Here is a 13,638-nt window from a genome sequence, read left to right on the forward strand (position 1 = left end):
GGCTAGTTCAATCGTCGGCTCCGGTGCAGTTGGCGGAGGCGGTAGCCGGATCGCAGACGCGCACGCGGCCGAGCATGTTGATCTTGATGTGGCGCGCCTGGTCGCCCTGCGTCACCGACAGCGTGCCCCAGCGGGCGGCCATGCTGTTGCCAGCGGCGCAAGTGCGGCCTGTGCCGTTGTAGGCCAGATAGGCCGGGATATTGCCGGAGGTGAATTTGGAAGTGATGACGATATCGGTGCGCAGCGGGTCGTGGCGGTAGATGATTTTTTCCTCCGGGTCTGGGCGGCGATTGCCGTTTTGGTCGAGGAACACGACCCAGCCGCTTTGCCACTCCTGCTGCAGCGGCGCCATCAGCACCTTGCCGCCGCGTGCCAGCGCTTGCGTGCGCGTCAGGTCAATGGCGGCCAGCAAATCATTGACGGCTGCTTGCAGGCGCAGGCGTTGCAGCGACTGCTGAAACGATGGCGCCGCCGCACCGAGCAGCACGCTGGCGATGACCAGCACGATCAGCAGCTCGATCAGCGTGAGACCGGCATGTTTCATAGCCAGCATCCGGAAGCCGGGCCGCTGGCGAGACGCAGGCCATTGCTGGTCAACATCAGCGTCTGGCAGTCGTCATCGTGAAAGTGCACATCGACTGCCCGGGTGCCGGGGGTGGCGACGATTTGCACGCATTCCCGGATGGTCTCGCCGTCGCAGGCCTTGCCTTCGATTTCGTAGGCGCTGTTCTGCGGATTGGCGCCGCTCCACCACTGGAAAAGCCGTGCCTCCGGCTCGGTGCTGCTGGCCGAGAAGGCAATGTAGGTGTTGTTCTGGGAGTGGAAGCGCTCTTGCTGCATCATCAGTTTCAGCAACGCCGATTGCGCTTCGCCGCGCTTGGTGCGAATGATGTGCTGCTGATACGCCGGCATGGCCTGCGCCGCCAGCACGGCCAGGATCACCAGCACCACCAGCAATTCGATCAGGCTGAAGCCGGCGGGTTTCATTTTGCGGCCTCGTGCAGTTCGTGCCAATTGCTGATCTCACGCCAGCTGAGTCGGCCGGTGCGGCGCGTGGCCTTGATGCTGCCGGTGGGCGTGATCTGCCCTGCGCCGCCGGCCTGCACCAGCGCTGCGTTTTTTGTTTGCAGAATGCGTCCCGTCGCATCGCGCGGTCCCGCCGTTGCCGATTGCGGCAGCAGTAGCGGCAGCGGCGTGTACTCGGGCAGCATCAGGCCGACAATCGCATCGTTGTTTGGCAGGAGAGCGGTGAAGCGGCCATCGTCCGGCAGCCCGGTCACTGCGCTGAGCGCGTAGCTACGACTGCGGGTGGCCGCGCACAGATCAGCGCCGGGCAACACGGTGTTGAACAGGACGGCGCCGTCGGTCAGCACCCCGGCGTTGGTGCTGCGCTCGTTGGTCTGCACAAAGTCGACATACCAGCCTTTGCTCTGCGCATCCATGGGGGCGCCGCTGATGGTCAGCAGCGCGCCACTACCGTCGAGGAAACGCGGCGTCAGTTGCTTGCGGCTGGTGATCACTTCCTGCGGCGTCTGCAGACTATCGATGATGCCGTAGTACGACTGGGTGACCGGCGAGGCGCTGCGGTCGGCTTTTTCTATCAGCCGTCCGGTGCCAAACAGGACTACATAGCCGCGCACTTTGGCGTAGGCCAGCAATGGCTGCTCGGTGATCGGCTGGCGCTGGCCTTGGGCGTCACGCGCCACGAACAGCGGTTTGCCGATGGCGTCGGGCCACGGCGCCTTGCCGCTGAAATCGAATCGCCACAGGTTGCCTTGCTGGTCGCCGGCGTAGGCGTACAGCAAGGCGCCGTCGCTGTCTCTCAGCAGCACCGGCGCGCTGAGTGCGCTGTCCAGCGTGGTGATGCGGTAGTAGTTGCTGTTGAGCTTCCAGCCTTGGTTGCGTGGTTTATCGAGGGCCAACAGGAACAAGGCGCCATCACCGTCGTTATTGATGCCGCTGGCGACGATGGCGAAGTATCGCAAGCCGCCGGCTTGGACTCGCACCTGTGCGATCTGCGGCATGGTGATGACGTTGCCCATCAGTACGTCGTCCCGATCCGTGAATTCCCACAGTACGCCAAGGCCGGCGGCGAAGTTGGCCGGATCGGTAACGTCCAACGCGAACAGCCCGCGTGCGCCGCCGCCCATGGCGGAGATGAGTATGTTTTTTTGCTGGCCGTTGATGCCGGCCTGGCCGGCGCTGGCCGGGCCGTCTACGTAGGCGCGGTGGACGTAGCCGGGCTTGGTCAGGTGATGCAGTTGGGCGATCAGTGCATCCGGCACGTAGGCGAAGAGTTCGATGCCGGTGATGGCGTCAAACGCATGCAGCATGCCGTCGTTGGCGCCCAGATAGACTGCTTCGCGGTGATCGATGGCGCCGACGTAGACGGCGGTGCTATGGACGGCGTCGCCAAGGATGCTGGTGCGTTGGCGGAACGGTTTGCCTTCCAGCGCGCGGTCGCCGCGCAGGTAGTTGAGCCGTTGTTCGCCGGCGTTGTCGGCCTGGTTGAGCGCGGCTTGCTGCTCGGCGGACAGCGTCTGCCAGGTGAAGGGCGTCATGGTCAGCGCGCCGTTGGGTTGAATGATGGCGGTGTAGATGTTGCGCTGCTCTGGCGCGGGTGTTGGCGGCTTACCGGTGCTGCCAGTGAGAATGGCGCCAGCGTCCCAAGCCAGCACAGACGCCCCGCCGCTGCCCGCCGCGCCAGCCGGCAAAACGTAGCGCGAGAAATGGCCGCTCCAGTCGGCGATGTCCATCGTGGACTGATACAGGTCACCCGCGCTGGGCGGCGAGGACGATGTCGATGTTGACGCAGACGGGGACGAAGGCCGCAGCAGCATCGGCCCGCTCGCCGTGCCGGCCACCACCTTGCCTGGCTTACATGAAGCCGCCAGCGGTTGGCTGTCGATATCCACCGCCGGTGCGGCGTGCGCTGGCGCGCCGACGCATTTCGACAGGACGAGCAGCAGGACCATCCAGCACCGACGCCAGGCGGTCGCCTGTGACAATTGCGGGCCGCCTGCCTCCCCTGAGCCATCTGGGTTGCTGGTGCATCGCCGGTCCTGCCCACCTTGCCGCATGCGCGTCATCTTGCTCATGGCTTCTCCTCTGGCTTGCTGAATACGCTTTGCAACACCACATCTGTCCCCGGCTTGGCGCCAAAGCCGATGGCGGTGACGCGGTAGCAGTACTGCGGCTCGGCTCCTGCCGACGCGTCATCACCGGGCTGGTGGCACTCCATCCGCTCAATCAAATAGCGCGGCTTCTTGAAGGGCAAAAAGCCTTCGCCGGTCGGCAAAGCCGCTGCCGTGTAGGCGCCATGCGTCACCGTGCACGCGCCATCGTCCGTAGCACCGGACAGATCCACCACCTGCCAAACCGGCTTTTCCCCAGGCGCCGCGCGCAACCGCAAGCCCACGCCACCCGCGCCGCACGTCGCGCCAAACGCATCCCCGCCCTCAAACGCCGCGCGCCGCGAAGGATCGTTGCTATCCTGAATATCCCGCTCCGCATCTGCCAAGGCATCCTCCGCCGTCAGAAACGCCACATCCCGATCGCGCTCCGCGCGCGCCGCCTTCTCGCCTTGCAGACACAACTGCGCCGCCGAGACGCCCAGCAGCAGCACCATCATCAGCAGCACCAGGCTGACCAACAACACAATCCCCCGCTGCCTGCGCATGATTCAGCCATCCCGATTGCGCAACGCCACCGTCGCGCTGAAGATGCCACGCGGCCGCAAGCGCTGCGCCGGCGGCAAATCCGCCTCCAACACGCGCGCGCCGATGTCGCCCGGATGTGCATCGGCATATGCCGCGCCAAACAGATCAAAGGTCGCGCTCACTGTATCCAGCCGCGTATTGCCTTCGCCATGCAGCAGCAAAGCCAGCTTGATGGTGCAAACGCGTTTCCAATGCGCAGCGGCAGCCACCGCTGTTGCATTCAGGTAGACATTAGGCACGCCATCCATCGGCATATCGGTATCGACGCCATACAGCACCTGGAAAGAATCGACGCCGCGCACTACCGCATCCGCACCCCAGCCGGACGCGCTGCGGTATTTGCAGCGCAACTCCGGTTCGCCATCGGCATCCGCGCCGACATAGAAAATGCTCCAGCCGCGCGTGTCGCCGGCCACGCCGAAGCCGCCGCAGTTGACACTGGAACCGTCACCGCTCGCGCCATCGCCGGAACCGCTGAAGCGCAATGCCAGCACATCGCTGCCAGCCACCACCGGTGGAAGCGGCGCGCTGATGCCTTCGCTGTTGCGCGCAATGGTGGCGGCATCCAGGCCGTCTACCGAGGCAGGCATTGCCGGATCAAGTTCCGGCGGCACCCCGTCGCGCTCCCAGTTGATATAAGCGCCCTGCCGTATCGCCTGCGCCATCACCTGCAGCGCGTAGCGGCCGCCGTCGTTGAGCCACATGGTGTCGCTGTGATGGCGGTAATTGCTGCCGGCCGCTACCAGCATCCCGCTAGCCAGCAAGGTCACCAGCAAGCCCAGCGCAACCGCGATCAGGAATTCGACCACGCCCCAGCCGCCAAAAGATGCCGGCTTCATGGTGACGCTCCCACCACCAGCGCCACACTGGGCACATACTCGCCGGCGGCGGTCTTGTCCTGCGCGCCGTCTGGACGCTTGCCGCGCCAGCCGACTTTCACCACCGCGGGCGCTGCACCGTCGCCTGTGCATGACCAGTGCAGCTTGCCTCCGCTCCACAAGCCTGCATCACGGCAGATGACGATGCGGCCGGCGGGCAGATGCGACCGCAATTGCGACTTGGCTTCATACAGGTCGGCGAGCGCCAGCTGGTCCGCCGAGCAAGCGCCGGCGCCGGCGTAACAAAGTGCGGCAGGCGCGCCAGGCGCCGGCTCGACAACAGCATCGTAATCAAGAGTGAGATAAGTATCGCGCTGCGATGGATTGGCGCGCATGCGTTCGGCCAGCGAAGTGGCCATCTGTGTCGCCTGCGACAGCAGCACCGATTGCTGCCGCGCCCGCAAGGCGGCCAGCTGCAACGCCACGCCGCCGAGAATGCCCAGGGCAAGCACCAGCATGGCGATCAGGATTTCCAGCAGCGTAAAGCCACGGGCGCGCACGGCACACCTCCGCAAGTCGCAAAGACTATGTCAGAAGGTAGCAGTGCTAATTGATGAGAATATGAGGTGTATCAAACGTGCGCCAGCAGTGGCGCGCACCAGCTGCACTCAGCGCGCAGGCTTGCCGACTTCGGCAATGGCATTCTGGAACTCGGCCAGATCTTCAAAGTTTTTATACACGGAGGCAAAACGGATGTACGCCACGTTATCGAGACGCTGCAACTCCTGCATCACCAGTTCGCCGATATAGCCGGTTTCCACTTCGCGCTGGCCGCTGGTCAGCAGCTTTTCTTCGATCGAGGCAATCGCGGCATCCACTGCCGGCGCCGCCACAGGGCGCTTGCGCAGGGCCAGCTCCAGGCTGCCGCGCAACTTGGCCGCCGCGTACTCGGTACGGCTGCCGTTCTTCTTGACCACATACGGCATCACCAGTTCGATGCGCTCATACGTGGTAAATCGTTTATCACATTTACCGCAGCGCCGCCGCCGGCGAATAGAATCCCCCTCCTCCGATACGCGGGTATCGAGGACTTGGGTATCTTCATGCTGGCAGAACGGACATTTCATAAGCGCTAACTTTAGTGCCGTCGTTCCCGCGCCGGCGGGAACGACGTGCGTTGGTATTACTTGGCGTAGACAGGGAACTTGTCAGCCAGAACCTTCACCGCCGCTTTAACGCGCTCGATGGTGGCCGCGTCGTGCGGGTTATCCAGCACGTCGGCGATCAGGTTGCCGACTTGTTCCGCTTCCGCTTCCTTGAAGCCGCGGGTGGTCATCGCCGGCGAACCCAGACGAATGCCCGAAGTCACGAATGGCTTCTGCGGATCGTTAGGAATGCCGTTCTTGTTGGTGGTGATGTGAGCCGAACCCAGGATCGCTTCCGCTTCCTTGCCGGTCAGGTTTTTCGGCCGCAGGTCCACCAGCATCACGTGCGACTCGGTGCCGCCCGACACAATCCGCAGGCCGCGCTTGATCAGGGTCTTGGCCAGCACGTCGGCGTTTTTCACCACTTGCTGCTGGTATTCCTTGAACTCGGGCTGCAGCGCTTCCTGGAACGCCACGGCCTTGCCGGCGATCACGTGCATCAGCGGGCCGCCCTGGATGCCAGGGAAGATGGCCGAGTTGATGGCTTTCTCGTGCTCGGCCTTCATCAGGATGATGCCGCCGCGTGGGCCGCGCAGCGATTTGTGCGTGGTCGAGGTGACGAAGTCGGCGTGCGGCACCGGGTTAGGATACAGGCCAGCAGCGATCAGGCCGGCGTAGTGCGCCATGTCGACCATGAAGTAAGCGCCAACGGCTTTGGCCACGGCGGCGAAGCGCTCGAAGTCGATCTTTTTCGAGAACGCCGAGGCGCCGGCGATGATCAGCTTGGGCTTGTGTTCCTTGGCCAGCGCTTCCATGGCGTCGTAGTCGATGTCTTCCGCAGCGGTCAGGCCGTAGGACACCACGTTGAACCATTTGCCGGACATATTGAGCGGCATGCCGTGGGTCAGGTGACCGCCTTCGGCCAGCGACATGCCCATGATGGTGTCGCCCGGCTTCAGCACGGCGAAGAACACGCCCTGGTTGGCTTGCGAACCCGAGTTAGGCTGGACGTTGGCTGCTTCCGCGCCGAACAGTTTTTTCACGCGGTCGATGGCCAGCTGCTCGACCACGTCGACGTATTCGCAGCCACCGTAGTAGCGCTTGCCTGGATAGCCTTCGGCGTATTTATTGGTCAGTTGCGAACCTTGCGCCTCCATCACGGCTGGCGAGGTGTAATTTTCCGAGGCGATCAGTTCAATGTGATCGTGCTGACGGGTGTTTTCGTTTTGAATTGCGCCGAACAACTCTGGGTCTACGCTGGCGAGGGTGTGATCTTTTGCGAACATGAAAAAACTCCAATCGAATGAGTAACTTGTTACTGGCAGTTGGATCGAAAGAGAGAAGCCATAGCGGACCGGCAGCCTCTTCGTGCTTTCCATCGAGGGCTGCCCAGGCGAACGGCTGTTGAAATCTCACGTTTCCCGGTGGATGCCCACCTTTCGCCGTTTGACCAAAACGCACCATTATGAGGCGGTTTTGAGGATCATTCCAGCTTTTCGCCAGTTACGTGAGACGTAATGGAACCCAAATTGTATTTGATGCGCCAGATTTGAGCAAGAATATGTATTGCATTAAAAGCAATTCGGCGGCAGGCCGCGTTTGCGGCTACAATTTTGTCCACCTCATCACTCACCCCAAGGACAGATCATGATCGTCTTCATTACCGGCGCCACCGCCGGCTTCGGCGCCGCCATGGCGCGCATCTTCGCCAGCAACGGTCACAAGGTTCTGATCAGCGGCCGCCGCGAAGACCGCCTGCAGGCGCTGTCGGCCGAGCTGGGCGACGCCGTGCGGGCTATCGTGCTGGACGTCACCGACAAGGCCTCGATCCAGGCCGCGCTGGACGGCCTGCCGCCCGAATGGCGCGACATCGACGTGCTGGTCAACAATGCCGGCCTGGCGCTGGGCGTGACGCCGGCGCAGACCTCGTCGCTGGAAGACTGGGACACCATGATCGCCACCAACGTCAGCGGCCTGGTGGCCATGACCCGCGCCATCCTGCCGGGCATGGTGGAACGTAACAGCGGCACCATCATCAATATCGGCTCGATCGCCGGATCGACGCCCTACCCTGGCGGTAACGTATATGGCGCCACCAAGGCGTTTGTCAACCAGTTCACGCAAAACCTGCGGGCCGACCTGGCCGGCACCGGCGTGCGCACCACCAACCTGGCGCCGGGCCTGTGCGGCGGCACCGAGTTCTCCAACGTGCGCCTGAAGGATGACGCCGCAGCGGCCAAGGTCTACGAAGGCACCACCCCGCTGACGGCCGACGACATCGCCAACACTGCTTACTGGATCGCCACCCTTCCTCCTCATGTCAACATCAACCGGATTGACATGATGCCAACCTGCCAGGGCTACGGCCCGCTGAACGTCAAGCGCAGTCTCTAACACGGACACCACCTCCCTTGGCTTAAGGGAGGCTTATCAAGCATTTCAGCCGTGAAATAATTGGTAAAGGGTTGTTACAATACTTGGCAAGTTGCAAGTAAACCGCTTTACTACCGTCAGGCACCCTTGCGCGCCAGTTGATAAAGTTCAACCAAAACAACAATATCGCGTAAAATGTTGCTCACTAATAAAAGTCCAAACAACATGCCAGCAGATTTCATCTGGAACGTCCGGGTCTACTACGAAGACACCGACGCCGGCGGTATCGTCTATTACGCAAACTACCTCAAGTTCTTTGAGCGCGCCCGCACCGAGTGGCTGCGCGCCCTCGATGTGAACCAGCACACACTGCTGGCGGAACACGATACCTTGTTCGTCGTCAAAAGCGTCAGCGCGGAGTATCATGCGCCTGCGAAGCTGGACGATGAACTAAAATTAACAGTTAGCATCGAAAAGCTCGGCCGCGCCTCCATCGTCTTCCGGCAGGAAGCCTGGTGCGGCCAACTATTGCTGAACACGGCGCGGGTCAAGGTGGGCTGCGTCGATTCCGCCCTGCGTCCGCGCGCCGTCCCAGCGGCCGTTGCCGACAAAATGCGCCAAACCAGTGTCACCACCCAAACCGACTGATAAACAATGAACGTCACTCAAGACCTTTCTTTCCTGTCCCTCATCACCCATGCGCACCTGATCGTGCAATTGATCATGGCGCTGCTGTTCGTCATCTCGCTGACCAGCTGGACCTATATCTTCGGCAAACTGTTCGCCATCAAATCGGCGCGCCGCCTGACGGTGGAATTTGAAAAGACCTTCTGGGCCGGCGGCAACCTGCACGCGCTGTACCAGAACGCCGGCAAGGACCGCGCCAACAGCGGCCCGCTGGCGCGCATCTTTGAAGCCGGCATGGGCGAGTTCATCAAGTCCAAGGCGACCTACACCGCCAGCCGCGAAACCATGGACACCGGCGCCATCCTCGACAGCGCCCGCCGCGCCATGAAGGCGGCCTTCCAGCGCGAAATGGATGCCTTGGAATCGCACCTGGCCTTCCTGGCCTCGGTCGGTTCGGTGTCGCCGTACATCGGTCTGCTGGGCACCGTATGGGGCATCATGAACGCCTTCCGCGGCCTGGCCAACGTACAGCAGGCAACCCTGGCCGCCGTCGCGCCCGGCATTGCCGAAGCGCTGATCGCCACCGCCATCGGCCTGTTCGCGGCGATTCCGGCGTTTGTCGCCTACAACCGCTTCTCGTACGACGTCGACCGCCTGGCGATCCGCTTCGAGAGCTTTGTGGAAGAATTCTCCAACATCCTGCAACGTCAATCGCGGTAATCATCATGGGCTCCTCTTCCTCCGGCGGCATGCGCAGCGGCCGCACGCGCAAGCTGAAATCCGAAATCAACGTCGTGCCATACATCGACGTGATGCTGGTGCTGCTGATTATCTTCATGGTGATGCCGTCGGCCAACGACCCGAGCGTGGTCGACCTGCCGAAGGCGGAAAAATCCACCAAGCCGCCAAGCGACTACGTGCAGATCGTCATCAAGCCCAACGGCGCGCTGTCGATCGGCGTCAAGGGCAAGGACGAAGACGCGCCGGAAACCGCGCCGAACCGCGACGCGCTGGTCAAGAAACTGCGCGCCATCCACAACGACCATCCCGACTACCCGGTGCTGATTGCCGGCGACAAGGAAAGCAAGTACGACGACGTGATCCAGCTGATCTCGGAAGCGAAGAAGATGGGCATTAACCGGGTGGGCTTGTCCACCAAGTAAAACACAGTGCAAACGATGAAACCCGCAACCGCCGACGGTCCCTACAAGGTTCCGCGACAACACAATGGCTTCCGCTCCGGCCTGCTGGCCGTGGCGATGCACGCCGTGTTGCTGCTGTTCCTGTGGGTGGGCGTGAGCTGGCAGAACAATGAACCGACCGAAGTCCAGGCCGAAATCTGGGACATGAAGGTGCAGGACGCCGCACCGCCAGCGCCACCGCCGGAACCGAAGCCCGAGCCGGAGCCGCAACCTGAGCCGGAGCCCGTCAAGGCGCCGCCACCGCAACCGGTGCAGGCGCCGCCGGTGCCGAAGGAAGATCCGGAAATCGCGCTGGAACGCCTGAAGGCCAAGAAAAAAGAAGAAGACCGTCAAGAGAAACTGGAACAGGCACGCCTGAAGAAAGAAGCTGACGAGAAACTGGCCAAGCTGGAAGCCAAGAAAAAGGCCGACCAGAAAGCCAAGGAAGAGAAAGAAAAGGCCGAGCAGGAAGAGAAGGACAAAGCGCTGGCCGCTGAGAAAGAGAAGGACAAGAAAAAAGCCGCGGCCGAAAAACTGGCCAAGGAAAAAGCCGAGAAGGCCGACAAAGCCGCCAAGGACAAAGCCTTCGCCGCCGAGATGAGCCGCATTACCGGGTCCGCCGCCAAAGGCACCACCGGCACGGCCGCGCAATCGACCGGCGGCAAGGTTGACGGCGGTTATGCGTCCAAAATCCGGGCCAAGATCAAGAGCAATCTGGTCTACGGCTCGCAGGATGACAGCCTGGCCGCCAGCTACACGATTACCCAGCTGCCGACCGGGGAAATCATAGGTATCCGCAAGGTAAAAAGCAGCGGTTCGTCCGCCTACGACAACGCGATTGAAAACGCGATTAGCAAATCGTCACCACTCCCAACAAAAAATGATGGTACGGTAGAGCGCGAAATTACCCTGGACTTCAAGCTGAAGGAAATGCACTGATATGAAAAAACTGAATATGCTCTACACCGGCCTGGTCATCGCCGCCACCATGGGCAGCGCACATGCCCAGATGCGGATCGAGATTTCCGGCGTCGGCAGCAACCAGATCCCGGTGGCGGTGGCCGGCTTCGCCAATGAAGGCGTGTCGCCACAGAAAATCTCCGAAATCATCAAGGCCGACCTGGAACGCAGCGGCGCCTTCAAGATCATCGACGCCGGCGTCATCAACGACGTCAACAACATCGACTACAGCGGCTGGAAAGCCAAAGGCGCCGACGCGCTGGTGGTCGGCACCGTCGACGCCCTGGCCGACGGCCGCTACGACGTCCGCTACAAGCTGCTGGACAACGTCAAGCAGACCAAGATCTCCAACCTGGACAAGGCCGTCACGGCCCAGTTCACCCGCCTGTCGGCCCACCTGATCGCCGACGACGTCTACTTCAAGCTGACCGGCATCCGCGGCGCGTTCTCGACCCGCATCGCTTACGTCAAGCAGGAAGGCCGCACCTACCAGCTGATGGTGGCCGACGCCGACGGCGAAAACGAACAGCTGGCGCTGCGCTCGAACGAGCCGATCATCTCGCCATCGTGGTCGCCGGACGGCACCAAGGTCGCCTACGTGTCGTTTGAACAGAAAAAACCGGTGGTCTACGTGCAGAACCTGATTACCCGCGCACGCACCGTGGTGGCCAACGAAAAAGGCAGCAACTCGGCGCCGGCCTGGGCCCCGAGCGGCAACAAGCTGGCGGTGGCGCTGTCGAAAGACGGCCACACGCAGATCTACACCGTGAACGCCGACGGCAGCAACCTGCGCCGCGCGTCCAACAGCCCTGGCATCGACACCGAACCGCAATGGTCGGCCGATGGCAACAGCATCTACTTCACCAGCGACCGCAGCGGCGGCCCGCAAATCTACCGCATGAACCCGGACGGCGGCGACGCCAAGCGCATCACCTTCGGCGGCGCCTACAACATCAGCCCGCGCATCTCGGCCGACGGCAAGACGCTGGCCTACATCTCGCGCCGCGACAACAACTTCCAGCTGTACGTGCTGGACCTGGCCAGCAACCAGGAGCTGCGCCTGTCCGACACCACCAACGACGAATCGCCGAGCTTTGCGCCGAACGGCAAATACATCATGTACGCCACCCAGGCAGGCAGCCGCAAATCGCTGGCCGTGGTCTCGGTCGACGGACGTGTCAAGCAACGCCTGACCACTCAGGCGGGCAATATCAAGGAGCCCACCTGGGGTCCGTTCATGCAGTAATTTTGTGTCACTACTAGGAGAATGATTATGCGTAAACTCAGCAGCTTAGCCTTTGCCATCACCACCGCCGCCATCCTCGCCGCTTGCTCGTCGACCCCGGTGAAAGATACCGCGCCAGCCCCAGTGGTTGAGCGTCCAGTCGACAAGGCAGTCCAGCCACAAGCCGACACCCGTACCGTGGCGCCAGTGGAAACCAAATCGCTGGATCCGCTGGACGATCCAAAAGGCGTGCTGGCCAACCGCAGCGTCTACTTTGACTTCGACAGCTTCGTGGTGCGCGCCGACGGCAAGCCAGTGGTGGAAAACCACTCGGCCTACCTGGTCAAAAATAAAGCCCGCTCGATCCTGATCCAGGGTAACACCGATGAACGCGGTGGCTCCGAGTACAACCTGGCGCTGGGCCAGAAACGTGCGGAAGCCGTGCGCAAGTCCATGACCACCCTGGGCGTGCCGGAATCGCAGATCGAAGCCGTGTCCCTGGGTAAAGAAAAACCAAAGGCCGAAGGCCACAACGAAGAGGCATGGGCACAGAACCGTCGTGCTGACATCGTCTACAAGTAATCAAAAGCACTACCCTTTTGCCGGGTCACAGGCATAATACGGGGCGGCGCGCGGATTCAACCGCGCTCTGCCCCGTTTCCATTTAGATTAGTGTGAAAGCGCCTGACATGAAGAAACTGACCAAATCCGGCCTCAGCGCCGCCCTGCTGGCCGCACTGACCTGGCTGCCGCTGCAAGCCCATGCCGGCCTGTTCGACGACGACGAAGCCCGCAAAGCCCTGCTCGACCTGCGCGCCAAGGTCGAAGCGATGCGCAGCGACCTGAACACCCGCCTCGACACCAAGTCCGACAAGTCCAGCACGCTGGACCTGGTCACCCAGAACGAACAGCTGCAACAGCAGATCGCGCAACTGCGCGGCCAGATCGAAGTGCTGGCCAACGACATCGCCAACGCCCAGAAGCGTCAGAAAGACTTCTACGTCGACCTCGACACCCGCCTGCGCAAGCTGGAGCCGCGCGAAGTGACCATCGACGGCAAGACCGCACAAGTCGATCCGGGCGAACAGCGTTCGTACGACGCCGCCACCAAACTGTTCACCGGCGGCGACTACAAGGCGGCCGCCACCGCGCTGCAGGAATTCGTCCAGCGCTATCCAGGCTCGAGCTACGCGCCGAACGCGCAGTACTGGCTGGGCAACTCCTACTTCGCCCAGCGCGACTGCAAGAGCGCCATCACGGCCCAGCTGGTGGTGCTGAAGAACTACCCGGACAGCCCGAAAGCGCCGGACGCGATGCTGAACATCGCCAGCTGCCAGACCGAGCTGAAGGACAAGGCCGCCAAGAAGACGCTGCAAGACCTGATCAAGCAGTATCCGGACTCGACGGCGGCAGAGACGGCGAAACAGCGTCTCGGCGGCAAATAATTACCGCTGGGTATTTGACAGCTGGGTGACAGATCCTCTATAATCTCGCTTCTTTCGGGGGTCGTTAGCTCAGCTGGTAGAGCAGCGGACTTTTAATCCGTTGGTCGCAGGTTCGAATCCCGCACGGCCTACCATTCCGAAAGCA

At 62.1% G+C, this 13,638-nt stretch carries 16 protein-coding genes, 1 tRNA gene and 1 riboswitch; of the genes, 9 read left to right on the top strand and 8 right to left on the bottom strand.

Going from position 1 to position 13,638, the window contains the following annotated elements; translation table 11 throughout:
- Nucleotides 1-7: 7 nt before the first annotated feature.
- The 8 genes from GTP55_RS21720 to glyA form a co-directional block, all read right to left on the bottom strand.
- On the bottom strand, nucleotides 8-544 hold the full coding sequence (locus GTP55_RS21720) for a GspH/FimT family pseudopilin (RefSeq protein WP_229258095.1): 537 nt from the start codon (nucleotides 542-544) through the stop codon (nucleotides 8-10).
- Nucleotides 541-987, bottom strand: a complete 447-nt coding sequence (locus tag GTP55_RS21725; RefSeq protein ID WP_161046922.1) for a type IV pilin protein — start codon at nucleotides 985-987, stop codon at nucleotides 541-543. Before GTP55_RS21725 ends, GTP55_RS21720 begins: the two co-directional genes overlap by 4 nt.
- Nucleotides 984-2,975: a pilus assembly protein gene (locus tag GTP55_RS21730; protein WP_161046923.1), complete on the bottom strand. Its 1,992-nt coding sequence runs from the start codon at nucleotides 2,973-2,975 to the stop codon at nucleotides 984-986. The genes GTP55_RS21725 and GTP55_RS21730 overlap by 4 nt, the downstream gene beginning before the upstream one ends.
- A 119-nt stretch (nucleotides 2,976-3,094) precedes the next feature.
- Entirely contained in the window at nucleotides 3,095-3,658 is a 564-nt protein-coding gene (locus GTP55_RS21735) for a pilus assembly PilX family protein (RefSeq protein WP_371868399.1), read from the bottom strand.
- A 24-nt stretch (nucleotides 3,659-3,682) separates the two neighbouring features.
- A complete protein-coding gene (locus GTP55_RS21740) occupies nucleotides 3,683-4,558 on the bottom strand; it encodes a PilW family protein (RefSeq protein ID WP_161046925.1) in 876 nt (291 codons plus the stop codon).
- Nucleotides 4,555-5,097: a type IV pilus modification protein PilV gene (pilV, locus tag GTP55_RS21745; protein ID WP_371868393.1), complete on the bottom strand. Its 543-nt coding sequence runs from the start codon at nucleotides 5,095-5,097 to the stop codon at nucleotides 4,555-4,557. The genes GTP55_RS21740 and pilV overlap by 4 nt, the downstream gene beginning before the upstream one ends.
- 108 nt (nucleotides 5,098-5,205) lie before the next feature.
- Nucleotides 5,206-5,664 carry a transcriptional regulator NrdR gene (gene nrdR, locus GTP55_RS21750; RefSeq protein WP_161046926.1) on the bottom strand — a complete coding sequence of 153 codons (459 nt, stop codon included), beginning with the start codon at nucleotides 5,662-5,664 and terminating at the stop codon, nucleotides 5,206-5,208.
- A 56-nt stretch (nucleotides 5,665-5,720) separates the two neighbouring features.
- The gene (glyA, locus tag GTP55_RS21755; protein ID WP_154368008.1) at nucleotides 5,721-6,968 is read right to left on the bottom strand and encodes a serine hydroxymethyltransferase; all 1,248 of its coding nucleotides are present in this window, start codon (nucleotides 6,966-6,968) and stop codon (nucleotides 5,721-5,723) included.
- Between the two features lie 94 nt (nucleotides 6,969-7,062).
- Nucleotides 7,063-7,199, bottom strand: a riboswitch (ZMP/ZTP riboswitch).
- Nucleotides 7,200-7,329: 130 nt separating this feature from the next.
- Between glyA and GTP55_RS21760 the strand changes: the two genes are divergently transcribed.
- The 9 genes from GTP55_RS21760 (at nucleotide 7,330) to GTP55_RS21800 (ending at nucleotide 13,627) form a co-directional block, all read left to right on the top strand.
- Nucleotides 7,330-8,076, top strand: coding sequence for an SDR family NAD(P)-dependent oxidoreductase (locus GTP55_RS21760; RefSeq protein WP_161046927.1), 747 nt, complete (start codon nucleotides 7,330-7,332; stop codon nucleotides 8,074-8,076).
- Nucleotides 8,077-8,280: 204 nt separating this feature from the next.
- Nucleotides 8,281-8,703 carry a tol-pal system-associated acyl-CoA thioesterase gene (ybgC, locus tag GTP55_RS21765; protein ID WP_161046928.1) on the top strand — a complete coding sequence of 141 codons (423 nt, stop codon included), beginning with the start codon at nucleotides 8,281-8,283 and terminating at the stop codon, nucleotides 8,701-8,703.
- Nucleotides 8,704-8,709: 6 nt separating this feature from the next.
- The gene (gene tolQ, locus GTP55_RS21770) at nucleotides 8,710-9,402 is read left to right on the top strand and encodes a protein TolQ (RefSeq protein WP_161046929.1); all 693 of its coding nucleotides are present in this window, start codon (nucleotides 8,710-8,712) and stop codon (nucleotides 9,400-9,402) included.
- Nucleotides 9,403-9,407: 5 nt separating this feature from the next.
- Complete coding sequence (locus GTP55_RS21775; RefSeq protein ID WP_161046930.1) at nucleotides 9,408-9,845, top strand: ExbD/TolR family protein; 438 nt, start codon at nucleotides 9,408-9,410, stop codon at nucleotides 9,843-9,845.
- A 15-nt stretch (nucleotides 9,846-9,860) separates the two neighbouring features.
- Nucleotides 9,861-10,802, top strand: coding sequence for a cell envelope integrity protein TolA (tolA, locus tag GTP55_RS21780; RefSeq protein ID WP_161046931.1), 942 nt, complete (start codon nucleotides 9,861-9,863; stop codon nucleotides 10,800-10,802).
- A 1-nt stretch (nucleotide 10,803) separates the two neighbouring features.
- Nucleotides 10,804-12,069, top strand: coding sequence for a Tol-Pal system beta propeller repeat protein TolB (gene tolB, locus GTP55_RS21785; protein WP_161046932.1), 1,266 nt, complete (start codon nucleotides 10,804-10,806; stop codon nucleotides 12,067-12,069).
- A 27-nt stretch (nucleotides 12,070-12,096) separates the two neighbouring features.
- Nucleotides 12,097-12,630 carry a peptidoglycan-associated lipoprotein Pal gene (pal, locus tag GTP55_RS21790; protein ID WP_161046933.1) on the top strand — a complete coding sequence of 178 codons (534 nt, stop codon included), beginning with the start codon at nucleotides 12,097-12,099 and terminating at the stop codon, nucleotides 12,628-12,630.
- 107 nt (nucleotides 12,631-12,737) lie between these two features.
- Nucleotides 12,738-13,493, top strand: a complete 756-nt coding sequence (ybgF, locus tag GTP55_RS21795) for a tol-pal system protein YbgF (RefSeq protein ID WP_161046934.1) — start codon at nucleotides 12,738-12,740, stop codon at nucleotides 13,491-13,493.
- Between the two features lie 58 nt (nucleotides 13,494-13,551).
- Nucleotides 13,552-13,627: transfer RNA gene (locus GTP55_RS21800), tRNA-Lys, on the top strand.
- Nucleotides 13,628-13,638 lie beyond the last annotated feature (11 nt).

The organism is Duganella margarita, assembly GCF_009857535.1.
GTDB lineage: Bacteria > Pseudomonadota > Gammaproteobacteria > Burkholderiales > Burkholderiaceae_D > Rugamonas > Rugamonas margarita.